Here is a 15,415-nt window from a genome sequence, read left to right as displayed (position 1 = left end):
CACCAGATGCCCCCACAGTCGGCGATTCACCCACCGGTAGACGGGCCCAACGTGACGTTTGGCCAATAGAACGAGCCAAACGTCACGTTGGGCTCGCGCGGGTGCGGCTGGGAGTGGGTCAGGAAGAGGCGAGGGTGGTGACTTCGTCGGCGCAGCCCCAGGAGAGGGTGATGCCGCTGCCGCCGTGGCCGTAGCAGTGGATCACGTCGCCGGTCCGGTCCAGCCGCACCTGCGGTCGGGTCGGGCGCAGGCCCACCCGGACGTCGAGCACCTCCGCGCCGGCGATCTCGGGCACCAGCTGGGCGCAGCGGCGCAGGATGTCCTCGGTGGTGCGCGGGTCCGGCACCCGGTCGGCGACGCCCTGCTCCTCGGTGCCGCCGCAGACCACGTGCCCGCCGTGCGGGAGCACGTAGCTGAAGTCGTCCTCGTCCACCGCCCATTCGGTCAGGCCGGGGTCGGCGATGTGCACCACCTGCCCGCGCGCGGGCACCACCGAGTCGTCCCCGGCGAGCCGCCCGCCGCGCAGCCCGGCCGCGTTCACCACCAGATCCGCGTCGGCCAGCACCTCGTGCAGCGCGGCGATTTCGCGGTACTCGGTGCGCACACCGAGCCGGGCGGCCGCACCTGCCAGCCAGCCGAGGTAGCGCCCGGTGTCCACCAGCGGCGGCCGGAACTCCAGCGCGTCCACCCAGGGCCCGGACGCTTCATGCCTGATCATCCCGCCGACGGCGGCGGCCCAGCTCGGCATCGGGCGGGCCGCCCGGCGCAGCATCCGGCCCAGCAGCAGGCGCACCCCGCTGCCATCGACCTCGGCCAGCGCGGTGAACTCGGCGACGCTGGCCGCGGTCCAGCGGTCGCCACCGGCGGCGGGCTCGACCGCCCGCGGGTAGATCAGCCCGCCGGCCACCGTCGAAGTGGTGTCCTCCGGCGCGTCGGCGGTGACCACGGTGACCTCGTGCCCGGCCTCCGCCAGCCGGAACGCGCAGCTCAACCCGATCACCCCGCCGCCGACCACGGTCGTCCGCACGCGCGCCTCCTACCTTGCTCGTTCCACCCGTCGGTGCGCCCAGACCGGTTCGTCCAATTCGGACACCCGGCCGTCCGAGTCGAACAGCAGGTACCGCTCGAACGAACGCGCGAACCACCGATCGTGGGTCACCGCCACGACGGTACCGGTGAACTCCTCGAGCGCGGCCTGCAAAGCCTCCGCGGAGACCAGGTCCAGGTTGTCCGTCGGCTCGTCGAGCAGCAGCAGGGTGGCCCCGGACAGTTCCAACAGCAGCACCTGGAACCTGGCCTGCTGACCGCCCGACAGCGTGCCGAAGTCCCGCTCGGCGGCGGGCGCCAGACCGTACCGGCTCAGCGCCGCGGTAGCCGCGCCCCGTTCCATTCCGCGCCTGCCGTCGTCACCCCGGCCGAGCACGTCCAGCAGCGAGCGGCCGAGCAGCTCCGGATGCCGGTGCGTCTGCGCGAACAGGCCCGGCACCACCCTGGCGCCCAGCCGGCACACCCCGGTGTGCGCGACGGTCTCGTCACCGCCGAGCAGCCGCAGGAAATGGCTCTTGCCGGAACCGTTGGAACCGAGCACGCAGACGCGGTCGCCGAAGAAGATCTCGGTGTCGAACGGCGCCATCAGCCCGGTCAGCTCCAGCGACTCGCAGGTGATCGCCCGCAGCCCGGTCCGGCCGCCGCGCAACCTCGGCTTGACCTTCTGCTCCTTCGGCGGCAGCGGCGGCGCACCGGCCTCCTCGAACTTCCGCAGCCTGGTCTGCGCGGCCCGGTACCGCGACGCCATGTCGTCGCTCATCGCGGCCGCGCGCTGCAGCGAACGGACCAGCTCGATCAACTGCTCGTGCTTCTCGTCCCAGCGACGGCGCAACTCGGCCATCCGGTCCATCCTGGCCAGCCGCGCCTCGTGCCAGCTGCCGAACCCGCCGCCGTGCACCCAGGTGGTACCGCCCTCCAGGGTGACGACCTGGGTGGCCGCGGCGGCCAGCAGCTCCCGGTCGTGGCTGATCAGCAGCACCGCCTTGCCGGTCTCCGCGAGCCGTTCCTCCAGCCAGCGCTTGCCCGGCACGTCCAGGTAGTTGTCCGGCTCGTCGAGCAGCAGCACCTGTTCGCCGCCGCGCAGCAGCGCCTCCAGCACCAGGCGCTTCTGCTCGCCGCCGGAGAGCGTGGACACCTCACGGAACCGGGCGCGGTCATACGGCACGCCGAACGCGGCCACCGTCACCGTGTCCCAGAGCACCTCGGCCTGATAGCCGCCGGCCTCGCCCCAGGCGGTGAGCGCGGCGGCGTAACGCAGCTGCGCCGGTTCGTCGTCGGTCTCCATCAGCGCCAGTTCGGCGTCGTCGAGTTCGCCCGCCGCCGCCCGCATCGCGGCCGGCGCCACTTCGAGCAGCAGGTCACGGACCGTGCGCCCGTCCCGCACCGAGCCGATGAACTGCGGCATCACCGCCAGCCCGCCCTGCGTCTGCGCCGCGCCGTGCTCCGGGCGCAGCTCCCCGGCGAGGATGCGCATCAGCGTGGTCTTGCCAGCCCCGTTGTCCCCGATCAGGGCCACCACCTGGCCGGCGCCGACCCGGAAGGACGCGTCCCGGAACAGTTGCCTGCCGTCGTTGAGCCGGTACGCGAGCGCACTCGCCTCGAGGAATCCCATGGCTGCATGGTGACCGGCCGTCACCGGATGCGCGAACGAATTCCCGTAACCTCGCGTCGTGAACGAGGTGAACACGCGACCGGTGGCATGGCGGCTCGGTGCGGTGGCGGCGATCTGCGCGGTGCTGACGGTCGTGCTCGGCGCCCGGTATGCCGGCGAAAGCACTCCCAGCGCCTTCGACGCCGCGGTGTTCCGCGCGATCGAGGACCTGCTCGGCGGCCAGGACGCGTTGCTGCGGGTGATGGTGGCGCCGACCCAGCCGTACGTGCTGCTGCCGGTGATCGCGCTGGTCGCGGTGGCCTGCGCGCTGGGACGGCGGTGGCCCGAGCTGGCGGTGACCCTGCTCGGCCCCGGTATCGCGGTGGCCGCGAACACCTGGCTGCTCAAGCCGCTGTTCGACCGGCACAAGGACGGGCTCGCCTATCCGAGCGGGCACACGGTGAGCCTGGTCTCGGTGCTGGTGGTGCTGTTCCTGCTGGCCAGGCCGGGGGTCGCCAGTGCGCTGGTGGCCGCGGCCGGCTGCCTGCTGGTGCTGTCGGCGGGCACCGGCATGGTCGGCCTCGGCTACCACTACGCGACCGACGTGTTCGGCGGCGTGCTGTTCGCCGTCGCGGCCGTGCTCGCGGTCAGGCTCGCAACCGGTCGGCGTCCCTGGCCAGCGCGGTCAACCGGCTCACCGCCCGCAGGTACTTCTTCCGATATCCGCCGCGCAGCATCTCCTCGGTGAACATGCCGTCCAGCGGCTCACCGGAGACGAGCACCGGGATCGCCCTGTCGTAGAGCCGGTCCGCGAACGCGACCAGCCGCAGCGCCACGGTCTGGTCTGGCGCCGGGTGCACCCCGCGCAGGTGCACCATGGACACGCCGTCCACGAGCCGCCCGTACCGCGACGGGTGCAGCTTCGCCAGATGGGCGCACAGCGCGTCGAAATCGTCCAAAGTGGACCCGGCCTGTGCTTCGGCGGAGGCAGCCAGCTCCTCGTCGGACACCGGGTCCGGGGCGTCCGGCAGCCCGCGGTGGCGGTAGTCCGGGCCGTCCACCCGCACCACCTCGAAGCGCTGGGCCAGGCCCTGGATCTCGCGCAGGAAGTCGTCCGCGGCGAACCGGCCCTCGCCCAGCTTGTCCGGCAGGGTGTTCGAGGTCGCCGCCACGTGCACCCCGGCCTCGGTCAGCTCGCGCAGCAACCTGGTGACCAGCATGGTGTCGCCGGGATCGTCCAGTTCGAACTCGTCGATGGCCAGCAGCCGGTGCGCGGACAGCCGGCGCACCGCCTCGGCGAAGCCCAGTACGCCGACCAGGCTGGTCAGCTCGACGAAGGTGCCGTACGCCTTGGGGGAGGGCGAGTCGTGCCAGGTCGACGCGAGCAGGTGGGTCTTGCCGACACCGAACCCGCCATCCAGGTAGAGGCCCATCGGCCCGGTCTCGCGCGGAGATCCAGCGCTGCCACCGCCCCGGCCGAACAACGAGCGCTTCTTCGGCTTCTTCACCCTGGCCGTGCTCACCTTCCCGGCGAACGCGGCGCATTCGGCGACCGCCCGTGCCTGGCTCGGCTCCTCCGGGTTGGGCACGTAGTTCCGGAACCGGACGGCGTCGAAGCGCGGCGGCGGCACCAGCGCCGTGATCAGCTCGTCGGCCGCGATCTCCGGGTTTCGTTCGGTCAGCTGTGCGGCGGGCATGGCGCAAAGGGTAACCGGGGCACCACCGGAGTTCCCAAGTCGACTAGTCGCACGTCACGTGCTGGGATGGGCAGCGTGCAGAGCCTGTGGCCGAACCCGTCCGCCGGGACGCCGACGTCGCTGACCGACGCCGATCTCGAACGCGTCTACGACTATCCGGAGAACCCGGGCGGACCGTGGCTTCAGGTCAACTTCGTGTCCTCTGCGGACGGGGCCGCCCATGTGCACGGCAGCTCCGACGCCCTTTCGCATCCGGCGGACAAGCGGATCTTCCTGCTCGGCCGCGACCTGGCCGACCTGATCCTGGTCGGCGCCGGCACGGTGCGCGCGGAGAACTACCGGGGGGCCAGGACGAACGACGAGCGCCGCGCCCGCCGCGCGCGGCTCGGCCGGTCCGAGGTGCCGCCGATCGCGGTGGTCAGCGGCAACGCGGCGATCGAGCCGGACTCGGCGCTGCTGACCGACACCAGGGTGCCGCCGATCATCATCACCACCACCGCGGCGCCGGAAGCACGACGGGCCGCGCTGGCCGAGGCGGGCGCGGAGATCCTGGTGGCCGGTGACACGCGGGTGGACCTCACCGCGGCGCTGCGCGAGCTCGCCGGGCGTGGCCTGCGCCGGATCAACTGCGAGGGCGGCCCGCATCTGTTCGGCCAGCTGGTCGCCGAGGACCTGGTGGACCAGCTCTGCCTCACCGTCGCCCCGCTGCTGGCCGGCGGCGGCGCGGACCGGATCGCGGCCGGTGGCGCCACGGCGGCGCCGCGCGCCATGGAACTGGCGTCGGTCCTGCACGAGGACGGCTTCACCATGCTGCGCTACCGCAGGCGGGAACGGTCGCCGGGATGAGCGCCGGCGAGCACGGCGACAGCGCCAAAGACGCCAAAGACAGCGCCACGGACAGCGCGCTGCTGGACCGCGCGGTCCGCGGCGACCAGGGCGCCTTCGACCAGCTCGTCCGCAAGCACACCCCGCGGATGTACCGGGTGGCGCTGCGGATCACCGGCACCGGCGCGGAGGCCGAGGACGTCGTGCAGGACGCCTGGATCTCCGCGTGGCGGGCGCTGGCCGGTTTCCGCAACGAGTCGGCGGTGTCCACCTGGCTCTACCGGGTGGTGACCAACGCCGCGCTCGGCCACGTCCGGCGCCGACGGCCGACCGTTTCGCTGGACGCCGCGTTCAGCCACGACGACGACACCGCCACCACTTCGGTGCTGGAAAGCAGCCTGCTGGCCGACGCGCGGGCCAACCCGGAAGGTCAGGTGGTCCGCGCCGAGCAGGTGCGGGCGGTGCTGCGGGCGATCGCCACGCTGGACGTCACCCAACGCGTGCCGCTGGTGCTTCGCGAGCTGGAAGGCCTCAGCTACGAGGAGGTCGCCGAGGTACTGGACGTGAGTGTGCCGGCCTTGCGTTCCCGGCTGCACCGCGCAAGGGTGGCTTTACTCGCGAAACTCAGGGAGATGCGTTGAATTCTTCCCGTTCCGAAGATCCGCGAGACGATCCGCGCTGGGAATACGTGCGGGCGGCGGCCCGCAGCACGGTGTCCACCCCTCCCGGGCTGATCGCCCGCGTGCTGAGGTCGGTCAACGGCGTGCGCGGCAGGCTGCTGGCCGGCCAGATCGACCTGCCGCTGGACGGCGACCGGCTGCGGGTCAGCGAGCGGGTGCTGGTGCTGCTCGCGCGCCGGCTCGGCGCGGAGCTCGGCCGGGCCATCGGCGGGGTGCACATCTCCGCGGTGGCGATGGAGGCCGACGGGCTACAGGTGCTCGCGACGGTCCGCTACGGGGTGGCCGCGGACGAGGCGGCGGCCTCGCTGCGGGCCCGGTTGCGGGACGCGCTCACCGCCCAGCTCGGCGCCGTGCCACCGCCGGTGAACGTGCACATCGTCGACGTCCACCCGCACTGAGCGTTAACCCATTAGGGGGAGTTTGCGGAAGACAGCGGTTACCGCGGGCATCGTAGGTGCACACAGGAGCTACCAGAGGTTTCTCGAAAGGAGCGGGCTTCATGGCGCAGCCAGGCGCAGGCAAGGCCGAGAACACACCGGCGGCACGGCCGGGCACCCCCGCGGTGCTCAACGAGGACGGAGCGGCGGGCAAGACCACGATCTCCTCCGCGGTCGTGCAGAAGGTCGCCGGGCTCGCCGCACGCGAGGTGTCCGGCGTTTTCGCCCTCGGCGGTGGCGTGTCCCGTGCGTTCGGCGCGATCAAGGAGCGCATTCCCGGCTCCGGCACGGTGACCACCTCCGGCGTTTCGGTGGAGGTGGGCGAAAAGCAGGCGGCCGTGGACCTGGACGTGGTCGTGGAGTACGGGGCCAGGATCGTCGACGTGGCGCGGGCGGTGCGGCGCAACGTGATCACCACGGTCGAGCAGATCACCGGGCTCGAGGTGATCGAGGTGAACATCGCGGTCAACGACATCCACCTCCCCGAGGAGGACGAAGCGGCGGAGGGTTCCTCCCGCGTGGAGTGATCCGTCCACTTCGGACTCGGGACTCGACACGGGAGAAGGAGCCGAAATGACCACACAGACCCCGGACGACTCGCTGGCCGTCCGGATCGCGGACGGCGTGCTGGCGCATCCGTCGGTGGTACGACTGGACGCCGGTGCGCTCGGCGTGGTGGCCACCCACCTGCCGGGACGCCGGGTGCTCGGGGTGCGGGCCGGCGAGAGCGGCGAGCCGGTCGACATCTCGGTGGTGCTCACCCTGGGCGGCAGGCTGCCCGAGGTCACCGGGGAGCTGCGCAAGATCGTCCGCGAGATCGCCGGGGACGTGCCGGTCAACGTGACGGTGACCGACGTCGCCGAACCGAGCGCGGAAACCGCGGCGGAGCAGAGCGGAACCGGCGTGAGGTGACCGAAGAACCGGACGGGGAACCGGAAGTCCGCACTTCGCGTGCGGACTTCCGGGCTTTCGTGCGGAAGAACCACCCCGATGTCGGCGGGGACCCGGAAGAGTTCATGGCCGGCCTCGCCAGGTATCGCGAGGCCGAGAGGTCCACTGTGGATACTGAAGACGCTGAGGACCTTTCGGACGACGCGAGGTTCGACGCCCCGCTGACCTTCGTCACCACCCCGCGGGGCGTTTCCCGTGCGGTGGCCGGGGCGAAACGGTGGCGGCAGCGCAGACGGCGCCCGCCAAGGGTGCAGTGAACAGTCCGGCCAGTTATAAGGAGTCAACGATGAACGCAACGCAGACCGGGATAATCGCCGGGCTCGTCCTCGGCCTCGCGGCCACCCAGGGCTTCACCGCTTTCCTGGTCACCCTGGCCGTCGGCGTGATCGGGCTGGTGGTCGGCCGGGTGCTCGACGGCGAGCTCGATCTCGGCGACATGTTCGGCCGGGGCAAGGACCGGTGACCGCGCTCCCGGAGCCGGACGACCGGGGCACCCTCCGGATCGACCACGTGGTGGTGCGCAAGCTGGCCCAGCGCGCGGCCGACCAGGTGTCCGGTACGGCCAGGGTGGAGCGCAAGGTGGCCGGGGTCGCGCTCGGCAGCCACGGCGCCGGCGTCAAGGTGGCCGGCCGGGACAACGACGTGGACCTGGCCCTGGATCTGGCGCTGCACTATCCGGCGCCGGTCGGCACCGTGGTCGGAGAGGTGCGCGCGAAGGTCACCGAAGAGGTGGAGCACATCACCTCCTACCGCGTGCGGTCCTTCGACGTGACCGTGTCCGCGCTGGTGTCCGATGTCCGGCCCCGCGTGGAATGAACCTCAACTCTCCAGAAAATCCGGAGTGACCATGCGCTTGTTCGTGCGTCTGCTTTCCACCCTGCTGGCACTGGCGGTCGCCGGGGCGGGGGTGCTGCTCGCCATCGAGGTCGGCTGGCACTGGTGGCGCCCGCAGGACGCGCCGCTGCTGGTGCCGTGGCCGTCCTGGCGGGACCGGCTGGCCGGGATCGGCTGGGACTCCTTCGCGATCCGGCTGACCGCCGGGCTGATCGCGGCCGCCGGGCTGATCGCGCTGCTGATGTCGGCCGCGGCGCGGCGGCGGGACGTCCGGCTCACCGATCCCGCGGACGGGGTCAGCGTGACCACGTCGCCGCGGTCGCTGGCCAGGATGGTCGGGCAGCGGGTGCGCGCGCAGGAGAACGTCAGCGGCGCTTCGGTGACCGCGACCGCGAAGAAGGTGCGCGTGCGGGTGATCAGCAAGCTGGAGACCGAGAACGAGCTGCGGCCGCGGCTGATCGAGACCGTTGGCGAGCTGCTCGGCGAGGTCCCGCTGGCCAGGAAGCCGAAGGTCTCCGTTGTCGTCGACTCGCCGAAGGACCGCCAATGAGCCGCAAGTCCGCCTCCGCCGGGGCGCTCGCCAGGTCCTACCGCGCCGAGCGCACGCTGACCTCGATCGCCGGTCTGGTCGCGCTGCTGGCCGGCGCCGCCGCGCTGCTGGCGGGTTACGGCGTGCTGGGCGAGTTCCGGGCGAGGCGCCCGGTGCTGGATCCGATCGCGGTGGACTGGCTGGCCGCGCGGCCGGTGCCGGGAAAGATCGCCGCGATCGTGCTCGGCTTGCTGATGCTGATCTTCGGCCTGTGGTGGCTGGCCCGTTCGCTGCGCACGGAGGGGCGGCCGGACCTGGAGCTGGACCGTTCGCCAGGACAGCTGCTCACGGTCACCGCGGGCGCCGTCGCGGAAGCCGTGCGGGCCGACGCGGAGTCCGTGCAGGGGATAAGCCGGGCGCGCGTCCGGTCGGTCGGCGACGCGGCCGCCCCGGCGCTGCGGCTGAGCCTGTGGCTTCGCGCGGGCACCGACGTCCGCCAGGTCTGGGACGAGCTGGACACCGGGGTGCTGGCCAGGGCGCGCGAGGCGCTCGGCGTCGAATCGCTGCCCACCGCCGTGCGCATCGAGCTGGACGCCGCCGCCCGGCAACGCGTCAAGTGAAGAAGGTTCGTGCCAGGCTGAGCTGGTGACCTTCGTGATCGAATCCGATCGGCTCGACCTGGTACCGCTCACCCCGGAGCTGCTCCGGCTGACCAGGGACGCCGACCTCGCCGGGCTCGGCTCCGCGCTGGGCACGGCGGTGCCGGAGCACTGGCCGTGCACCGTCCCGGCGCAGCGGCGGCTGGCCCAGCTGGCCGCCGATCCGGCCGAGCTGCCGTGGCTGGCGCGGGCGATCGTGCTGCGGGAGCCGCGCACGCTGGTCGGCATGATCGGCTTCCACGCCCCGCCGGACGAGCGGGCCAGTGTTGAGGTCGGCTACGAAATCCTGCCGGAGCACCGCCGCCGCGGCTACGCGCGGGAGGCGGTGGTCGCGCTGGAGGACTGGGCGTTCCGCACCGGGGCGGCCAGGATCGCGGTCGCCGCCACCAGTCCGGAGAACCTGGCGTCGCGGGCGCTGATCGAATCGCTCGGCTTCCGTCGGGTCGGTGAGCAGATCGACGAAGAGGACGGCCTGGAGCTCGTGTTCGAGCGCGAGCTGCCCCTGTAAAGCCCTGTAAAGCCGGGTAAAGCCGATTCCGGTTCGCCGGATCGCGGCGACCAGGCAGAATGGCCGGCATGTTGCCGATCGAGTCGCCGGTCAAGCCCATGCTCGCCCGCCCGGCCAGCAAGATCCCGGAGTCCGCCGAGCTGCTGTTCGAGCCGAAGTGGGACGGCTTCCGCTGCCTGGTGTTCCGCGACGGCGACGAGCTGAGCCTCCAGTCGCGCTCCGGCAAGCCGCTGAACCGCTACTTCCCGGAGGTGCTCGAGCGGCTGCGGGCCGACCTGCCGGAGCGGGTCGTGCTGGACGGCGAGCTGGTGGTCGTGGTGAACGGGCGGCTGGACTTCGACGCGCTGACCGAGCGGGTGCACCCGGCGCAGAGCCGGATCGACCTGCTCGCCGAGCAGCACCCGGCCCGGTATGTGGCCTTCGACCTGCTCGCGCTCGGCGACGAGTCCTTCGTGGACGAGCCGACCTCGGCCCGCCGGGAGCGGCTGGAGGGCCTGGCCGCCGAGCACGTGCACATCACCCCGGCGACCACCGACCCGGCCACCGCGCGCGAGTGGTTCACCCTGTTCGAGGGCGCCGGCCTGGACGGGGTGATCGGCAAGCCGCTGGCCGCCGGCTACTCCCCCGGCAAGCGGGTCATGTTCAAGTACAAGCACTCCCGCACCGCGGACTGCGTGCTGGCCGGGTTGCGCTGGCATGTGGACGGCGAGCCCGGCGAGCTGGTCGGTTCGGTGCTGCTCGGGTTGTACGACGACGCCGGCGTGCTGCACCACGTCGGCACGGTCGGCTCGTTCCCGGTGGCCCGGCGCCGCGAGCTGGCCGGTGAGCTGGCGGAGCTGATCACCGACGGCGAGCATCCCTGGCTCGGCGACTCGACCAGGGAGGGGCAACGGCTGCCCGGCGGGGTGAACCGGTGGCGCTCGGCCGAGCAGCCGTGGGTGCCGCTGCGTCCGGAGCGGGTGCTGGAAGTCGGGTACGAGCACACCGAAGGCGGGCACCCGGCCCGGTTCCGGCTCAACGCGCAGTTCGTCCGCTGGCGCCCGGACCGCGAGCCGAAGTCCTGCGGCTACACCCAGCTGGAGGAGCCGGCGAACTACGACCTGGACGCGGTGTTCCGCGGTGAGGTCAAGCCGGCGAGCTGACCCGCTTACCGCGCTCTCACCGCACTCGTGCGAAGGTCAGCCCAGCCCCGCACCGAAAGTAAGGACCCAGTCTTGCCCCGCCGTCGCCTCGCCGGCCCCTCGCTCCGCCGGGGGCGGAAGTTCGCCCTCGCCGCGCTGGTGCCGGCGCTGCTCGCCGGCTGCACCGCCGGACCGGCCGGCAGGCCGCCGGTGGTGGCGAACGACGGGCCGCCGCCGGCGTTGGAGTCGACCGGCACGGAGCTGCCGCTGCCGCCGCTGGCGGAGCCTCGGGACTCGTCGATCGAATGGTCCGACTGCGACGAGGAGACCCGCGAGCGCACCGGGCAGCCCGCCCCGGACTCAGTGCGGTTCGACTGCGCGAAGGTGACGTCCAGGCTTGACCCGCCGGATCTGCCCGGCCGCGGCCAGATCAGGGTCGCACTGCTGAAGGCGGGCTCCGGGCCGGTGCCGCTGGTGGTGGTGAACGACATCGACGGCGAGCCGGGCACGCTGTTCGCCGCCAAGCTGGCCGCGACCCTGCCGCCTGAGGTGCTGCAACGGTTCTCGCTGATCGGCGTGGACCGGCGCGGCACCGGGCAGTCCAGCCCGGTCAGCTGCGTGCCAGGTGAGGTGCGCTGGCAGCTGGTCGGCCAGGACCCGGTGGACCCGGACCCCGAACCGCTGCTGGACGCGGCCCGCAAGGCCGGCCAGCAGTGCACCATCGAGCTGACGAACGAGCAGCAGGCGCTGGACAGCTGGCGCACCGCGGGCGATCTCGAGGAGATCCGCGACCAACTCGGCGTGCCGAAGCTGAACGCGCTGTCCCGCGGCGAAGGCTCGAAGGTGCTCACCGCGTACAGCACGCGCTACGCCGACCGCATCGGGCGCATGGTGCTCGACGGCATCCCGGATCCGTCCCAGGACACCCTTTCCGTGCTGGACGGGGTCGCCGCCGGCGCACAGTCCACTTTGGACGCTTTCGGCAGGGACTGCGTGCAACGCGGCTGCGCGCTCGGAGCGGACGCCTCCGGCGCGGTGCTCGCGCTCGCCGAACAGCTGCGCCAGTCGCCGCGGCTCCGACCGGAGGGCACGTTCTTCGGCCCCTCGCTCGCCCTGTACTCGGTGGCGACCGGGCTGGCCCAGCGGGCGCGCTGGCCGGAGCTGGCGGACGCGATCGCCGCCGCGCGCGGCGGCGACCTCGCCAAGCTGGCCGCGTTCACCGACGCGCTGGCCACCGGCTCCCGGCTGGAGCCCGCGCAGCTCGACGCGACGCTGGCCACCAAGTGCAACGACACCGCGACCCGGCTGCCCGCCGACCAGTTCGCCGGGGTGGCCGGCGGTATGCAGGCCAAGTACCCGGTATTCGGCGGGCTGGTCGCGCAGCAGCTCGCCTGGTGCAGCCCGTGGCCGGTGCGCCGCGAGCCGCTGCCGCCCGCTGGTGGCTACGGCGCGCCGCCGATGCTGGTGACCAGCTCCGCCGCGGACCCGGTAACCCCCGAGCTGGGCACGATCAGGGCGGCCGACCAGCTGCCCAACGCGATCCGCGTTTCCTGGCAGGGCGCCGGCCACGGCGCGCTGTCGTCGTCATGCGTGAGCGACGCAGTGCGCGCCTTCCTGGTGGACGGCAAGGTGCCCAGCGACGGCACCCTCTGCCCGGCCTGACCCCGCCCCCGCCCCCGCCCTGACGAGCCCAACGTGACGTTTGGCTCGTTCTATTGGCCAAACGTCACGTTGGGCTGTTACGGGTGGGGCTGAAGGTGCGAGTGGCGATGGGCCCGGGGCTGCCCGGCCTGACGCAAAGGGCAAGAAGCCGGCTATTTGCCCGTGGGGGCGGCGGCGTCCAGCGCTTCGACGAAGGCGTGGATCGCGGCGCGCTCGGAGCCGGTGCGCCACACCGCCTGGATGCTGCGGCGCAGCACCGGACGGGTGGCCACCACCCGCACGTCGTCGGGCATCGCGTCCTGCGCCAGCCTCGGCAGCAGCGCGGCGACCAGGCCGCCCGAGACCAGCGCGAGCTGGGTCCGGTAGCTGCCGACCGTGCAGTTCACGGTCGGCTCCATGCCCTGCGCGCGCAGGGCCTGCACCAGCCAGCGGTGACAGCCGGAGCCCGCCGACCATGCCACCCAGGGAATATCGTCCACTTCGGACAGATCCACCACCTTGCGGTGGGCGAGCCGGTGCGACGACGGCAGAACGAGATCAGCGCTCTCGGAGAAGAGCACTGTTCGCGAGGTTCCCGCCGGGATCTCGGTGGGCAGGTCGTCCCAGCTCTCCAGAACGGCGACGTCGAGGTCGCCGGCCACCACGGCGGGCAGGGTCCGTTCCGCCTCCCCCTCGGAAAGCGTCACCTCCAGCTTCGGGAAGCGGGCGGCGAGCGTGGTCAGCGCGGCCGGCAGCAGGGCGTGCACGGTGGTCGGGATGGCGCCGACGTGCAGCGGCCCGATGATGTCCTCGCGGAGCGCGTCCAGCTCGGATCTGGCGGCCGCGACCTGGGCGAGTATCCGGTCCGCGTGCGCGGCCAGCAGCTGCCCGGCGCGGGTGAGCCGCACGCCGCGGCCGCGCGGTTCCAGCAGCCGCTGCCCGGCCTCGCGCTCCAGCTTGGCGAGCTGCTGTGAGACTCCCGACGGCGTGACGTGCAGTGCCGCCGCGGCCGCGGCCACCGAGCCGTGGCCGGCCACCGCGTGCAGTGCGCGCAGCCGCTCCAAGGTGAACACGGTAGTGATGCTACCGAATTCCACGCAGAAACATTCGCTTGTCCTTGACAGTCGCGCCCACCAGGCTTGACCTGTGAGCACCACGGAACTAGCCCCGCCCCCGATCCGGTCCGCCAGCCCCATCGCCGAACTCGCGGCCAGGGTGGACGCCAGGCTGCTCGCCGTCGCCGGCAGCCTGGCCATCTCGCTGTCCTCGACGTTCGTCAAGCTGTCCGAGACCAGCTCGGGCACCAACGTGTTCTTCCGCTGCCTGCTCGCACTGCCCTTCCTGCTGCCGCTGGCCTGGTGGGAACGCCGCCGCGCCGGGGCCGGTGCGGCGCGACCGGGCTGGCGGGCGGCGCTGGGCGGCGCCCTGCTCGGTGTGGACCTGGTGCTGTGGTGCGAATCGATCGCCAGCGTCGGCGCCGGGATCGCGACCGTGCTGGTGGCCGTCCAGGTGGTGATCGTGCCGGGACTGGCGTTCCTGTTCTTCGGCGAGCGGCCCTCGGCGCGGTATCTGGTCGCGGTGCCGGTGATGCTGGGCGGGATCGTGCTGGCCGGCGGGGTCGCCGACAGCAGCGCCTTCGGGCCGGACCCGTTGTACGGCACGGTGACCGGCGTGCTCGCCGGGGTGGCCTACGGCGGCTACCTGCTGCTGCTCCGCGCCGGCAGCGGGCCCGGCACGCAGGCGCAGACGGTCTGCGTGGCCACCATCGCGGCCGGCGCGGTGGCGCTGGCGATCGGGCTGCCATGGCACGGGGTCGACCTCACGCCCGGCTGGCCCTCGTTCGGCTGGCTGATCGCGCTGGCCGTGTCCGGGCAGGCAGTGGGCTGGCTGTTCGTCGCCGCCGCACTGCCGAGACTGTCCGCCAGTGTTGGCGCGACCCTGCTGCTGTTGCAACCGATCATCGCGGTGCTGCTCGGCGTCGTCGTGCTCGGCGAGGACCCCAGCCCGTTGCAATTCACCGGCTGCGCGGTGGTGATCGCCGCGGTCTGCTTCGCCACCCTTCGTCCGGCCAAGCTCACCGAAGGGAAAGCTCGGTGAGCACGGGCAGGTGGTCGGAAGCTGGTGTGACGGGCACCTGCGCGGAACGGGCGACGAGGGAAGACGTCACGTAGTCGATGCGCTTGACCGGCGCCTGCGCCGGATAGGTGAGCCCGCCGGACGGATACGGCCAGGCGTCCGGCAGCCGTCCGAACAGCGGGGCCAGTTCGGGTGCGGAGGGTTCGGCGTTGAAGTCGCCGAAGAGCACCTGCCTGCCGCGATGGCGGTCCAGGATGTGCACCGTCTCCCCGACCTGGACCTGGCGGATCGCCGGGTCCGGCCGGAAGTCCAGATGGGTGACATAGGCGCGCAGCGGCCCGCCGGGCACGCGCAGCAGCACCTCGGCGAACCCCGGCGCTGGGGCCGGCACCGGATTGGGGTCCACTGTGGACAACCGGGTGAGCTGGTGGTTCCATCCGGCGAGAATCGGATACCGGCTCAGCAGCGCCACCCCGTACTGCCGCGGCTCGGTGTGCCCCGACTCCGGCTCCAGCCGGTAGATCGGCGCGAAGTACACCCGCATGCCGGTCAGCGCGGCCAGTTCCGCCGCCTGATCGGCGTAGCCGCTGCGGGCCGACCAGTGCACGTCGACCTCTTGCAGCCCGACCACGTCCGCACCGCTGTCCGTGATCACGCGCGCGGTCCTGGCCAGGTCCAGCTTGGCGTCGGCACCGATGCCGGCGTGGATGTTGTAGCTGAGCACGCGCAGCGCACTCGGGGTGGCCGCTGTGGCCGTCATCGATCCGAGCAGGAAGACGACGGCCACTACGGCGGTCGCCAGGCGGAGCAGTCGCATGT

Annotated in this window: 20 protein-coding genes; 15 read left to right on the top strand and 5 right to left on the bottom strand. The window is 72.5% G+C overall.

Annotated features, from left to right (window positions below; all coding sequences use genetic code 11):
* Positions 1-118: 118 nt before the first annotated feature.
* Together AMYNI_RS0130835 and AMYNI_RS0130830 are read right to left on the bottom strand one after the other, a co-directional pair.
* On the bottom strand, positions 119-1,027 hold the full coding sequence (locus tag AMYNI_RS0130835) for an NAD(P)/FAD-dependent oxidoreductase (RefSeq protein WP_020671956.1): 909 nt from the start codon (positions 1,025-1,027) through the stop codon (positions 119-121).
* A gap of 9 nt (positions 1,028-1,036) precedes the next feature.
* On the bottom strand, positions 1,037-2,659 hold the full coding sequence (locus tag AMYNI_RS0130830; protein WP_020671955.1) for an ABC-F family ATP-binding cassette domain-containing protein: 1,623 nt from the start codon (positions 2,657-2,659) through the stop codon (positions 1,037-1,039).
* Between the two features lie 58 nt (positions 2,660-2,717).
* Here AMYNI_RS0130830 and AMYNI_RS45665 point away from each other — a divergent pair, with 58 nt between their 5' ends.
* Positions 2,718-3,386, top strand: coding sequence for a phosphatase PAP2 family protein (locus AMYNI_RS45665; RefSeq protein WP_020671954.1), 669 nt, complete (start codon positions 2,718-2,720; stop codon positions 3,384-3,386).
* Here AMYNI_RS45665 and zapE read toward each other — a convergent pair.
* Positions 3,286-4,335: a cell division protein ZapE gene (zapE, locus tag AMYNI_RS0130820; RefSeq protein ID WP_020671953.1), complete on the bottom strand. Its 1,050-nt coding sequence runs from the start codon at positions 4,333-4,335 to the stop codon at positions 3,286-3,288. The two genes, AMYNI_RS45665 and zapE, sit on opposite strands and share 101 nt — an antisense overlap.
* A 66-nt stretch (positions 4,336-4,401) precedes the next feature.
* Between zapE and AMYNI_RS0130815 the strand changes: the two genes are divergently transcribed.
* The 13 genes from AMYNI_RS0130815 to AMYNI_RS0130755 all read left to right on the top strand — a co-directional run bounded on the left by AMYNI_RS0130815 (position 4,402) and on the right by AMYNI_RS0130755 (position 12,541).
* Complete coding sequence (locus AMYNI_RS0130815; RefSeq protein ID WP_020671952.1) at positions 4,402-5,181, top strand: pyrimidine reductase family protein; 780 nt, start codon at positions 4,402-4,404, stop codon at positions 5,179-5,181.
* On the top strand, positions 5,178-5,801 hold the full coding sequence (locus AMYNI_RS0130810) for an RNA polymerase sigma factor (RefSeq protein ID WP_020671951.1): 624 nt from the start codon (positions 5,178-5,180) through the stop codon (positions 5,799-5,801). Before AMYNI_RS0130815 ends, AMYNI_RS0130810 begins: the two co-directional genes overlap by 4 nt.
* Entirely contained in the window at positions 5,798-6,238 is a 441-nt protein-coding gene (locus tag AMYNI_RS0130805; RefSeq protein ID WP_026361160.1) for an Asp23/Gls24 family envelope stress response protein, read from the top strand. Before AMYNI_RS0130810 ends, AMYNI_RS0130805 begins: the two co-directional genes overlap by 4 nt.
* A 101-nt stretch (positions 6,239-6,339) precedes the next feature.
* The gene (locus AMYNI_RS0130800) at positions 6,340-6,804 is read left to right on the top strand and encodes an Asp23/Gls24 family envelope stress response protein (protein WP_020671949.1); all 465 of its coding nucleotides are present in this window, start codon (positions 6,340-6,342) and stop codon (positions 6,802-6,804) included.
* Between the two features lie 46 nt (positions 6,805-6,850).
* Positions 6,851-7,189 (top strand): hypothetical protein, encoded by a 339-nt coding sequence (locus AMYNI_RS0130795; protein WP_020671948.1) that lies wholly within the window; start codon positions 6,851-6,853, stop codon positions 7,187-7,189.
* Positions 7,186-7,485, top strand: a complete 300-nt coding sequence (locus AMYNI_RS45660; RefSeq protein WP_020671947.1) for a hypothetical protein — start codon at positions 7,186-7,188, stop codon at positions 7,483-7,485. The genes AMYNI_RS0130795 and AMYNI_RS45660 overlap by 4 nt, the downstream gene beginning before the upstream one ends.
* Before the next feature lie 29 nt (positions 7,486-7,514).
* A complete protein-coding gene (locus tag AMYNI_RS49305) occupies positions 7,515-7,691 on the top strand; it encodes a hypothetical protein (protein ID WP_020671946.1) in 177 nt (58 codons plus the stop codon).
* Positions 7,688-8,044: an Asp23/Gls24 family envelope stress response protein gene (locus AMYNI_RS0130780; RefSeq protein WP_020671945.1), complete on the top strand. Its 357-nt coding sequence runs from the start codon at positions 7,688-7,690 to the stop codon at positions 8,042-8,044. The genes AMYNI_RS49305 and AMYNI_RS0130780 overlap by 4 nt, the downstream gene beginning before the upstream one ends.
* 31 nt (positions 8,045-8,075) lie before the next feature.
* Positions 8,076-8,612, top strand: coding sequence for a DUF6286 domain-containing protein (locus tag AMYNI_RS0130775; RefSeq protein WP_020671944.1), 537 nt, complete (start codon positions 8,076-8,078; stop codon positions 8,610-8,612).
* Complete coding sequence (locus AMYNI_RS0130770; RefSeq protein ID WP_020671943.1) at positions 8,609-9,211, top strand: Asp23/Gls24 family envelope stress response protein; 603 nt, start codon at positions 8,609-8,611, stop codon at positions 9,209-9,211. Before AMYNI_RS0130775 ends, AMYNI_RS0130770 begins: the two co-directional genes overlap by 4 nt.
* 25 nt (positions 9,212-9,236) lie before the next feature.
* A complete protein-coding gene (locus AMYNI_RS0130765; protein WP_020671942.1) occupies positions 9,237-9,758 on the top strand; it encodes a GNAT family N-acetyltransferase in 522 nt (173 codons plus the stop codon).
* Positions 9,759-9,826: 68 nt separating this feature from the next.
* Complete coding sequence (locus tag AMYNI_RS0130760; protein ID WP_157357518.1) at positions 9,827-10,900, top strand: ATP-dependent DNA ligase; 1,074 nt, start codon at positions 9,827-9,829, stop codon at positions 10,898-10,900.
* Positions 10,901-10,972: 72 nt separating this feature from the next.
* Complete coding sequence (locus AMYNI_RS0130755) at positions 10,973-12,541, top strand: alpha/beta hydrolase (RefSeq protein ID WP_020671940.1); 1,569 nt, start codon at positions 10,973-10,975, stop codon at positions 12,539-12,541.
* A gap of 152 nt (positions 12,542-12,693) precedes the next feature.
* On the opposite strand, the gene AMYNI_RS0130750 is transcribed toward AMYNI_RS0130755, so the two are convergent.
* Entirely contained in the window at positions 12,694-13,593 is a 900-nt protein-coding gene (locus tag AMYNI_RS0130750) for a LysR family transcriptional regulator (protein ID WP_026361159.1), read from the bottom strand.
* A gap of 73 nt (positions 13,594-13,666) precedes the next feature.
* On the opposite strand from AMYNI_RS0130750, the gene AMYNI_RS0130745 reads away from it, so the two are divergent.
* Positions 13,667-14,617, top strand: a complete 951-nt coding sequence (locus AMYNI_RS0130745; RefSeq protein ID WP_020671938.1) for a DMT family transporter — start codon at positions 13,667-13,669, stop codon at positions 14,615-14,617.
* Here the strand turns inward: AMYNI_RS0130745 and AMYNI_RS0130740 are convergent.
* Positions 14,595-15,413 (bottom strand): endonuclease/exonuclease/phosphatase family protein, encoded by an 819-nt coding sequence (locus AMYNI_RS0130740; protein WP_020671937.1) that lies wholly within the window; start codon positions 15,411-15,413, stop codon positions 14,595-14,597. The genes AMYNI_RS0130745 and AMYNI_RS0130740 overlap by 23 nt on opposite strands.
* Positions 15,414-15,415: the final 2 nt, after the last annotated feature.

This window comes from Amycolatopsis nigrescens CSC17Ta-90 (assembly GCF_000384315.1).
Lineage (GTDB): Bacteria > Actinomycetota > Actinomycetes > Mycobacteriales > Pseudonocardiaceae > Amycolatopsis > Amycolatopsis nigrescens.
Note: the sequence above shows the minus strand (reverse complement) of the source record. Positions and strands in the feature narration are given on the sequence as shown.

Coding starts and splice junctions, on each gene's coding strand:
- AMYNI_RS0130760 (WP_157357518.1), top strand. CDS start 9,827: ATGTTGCCGATCGAGTCGCCGGTCAAGCCCATGCTCGCCCGCCCGGCC.
- AMYNI_RS0130800 (WP_020671949.1), top strand. CDS start 6,340: ATGGCGCAGCCAGGCGCAGGCAAGGCCGAGAACACACCGGCGGCACGG.
- AMYNI_RS49305 (WP_020671946.1), top strand. CDS start 7,515: ATGAACGCAACGCAGACCGGGATAATCGCCGGGCTCGTCCTCGGCCTC.
- zapE (WP_020671953.1), bottom strand. CDS start 4,335: ATGCCCGCCGCACAGCTGACCGAACGAAACCCGGAGATCGCGGCCGAC.
- AMYNI_RS0130770 (WP_020671943.1), top strand. CDS start 8,609: ATGAGCCGCAAGTCCGCCTCCGCCGGGGCGCTCGCCAGGTCCTACCGC.
- AMYNI_RS0130775 (WP_020671944.1), top strand. CDS start 8,076: ATGCGCTTGTTCGTGCGTCTGCTTTCCACCCTGCTGGCACTGGCGGTC.
- AMYNI_RS0130830 (WP_020671955.1), bottom strand. CDS start 2,659: ATGGGATTCCTCGAGGCGAGTGCGCTCGCGTACCGGCTCAACGACGGC.
- AMYNI_RS0130740 (WP_020671937.1), bottom strand. CDS start 15,413: ATGCGACTGCTCCGCCTGGCGACCGCCGTAGTGGCCGTCGTCTTCCTG.
- AMYNI_RS0130795 (WP_020671948.1), top strand. CDS start 6,851: ATGACCACACAGACCCCGGACGACTCGCTGGCCGTCCGGATCGCGGAC.
- AMYNI_RS0130810 (WP_020671951.1), top strand. CDS start 5,178: ATGAGCGCCGGCGAGCACGGCGACAGCGCCAAAGACGCCAAAGACAGC.
- AMYNI_RS0130815 (WP_020671952.1), top strand. CDS start 4,402: ATGGGCAGCGTGCAGAGCCTGTGGCCGAACCCGTCCGCCGGGACGCCG.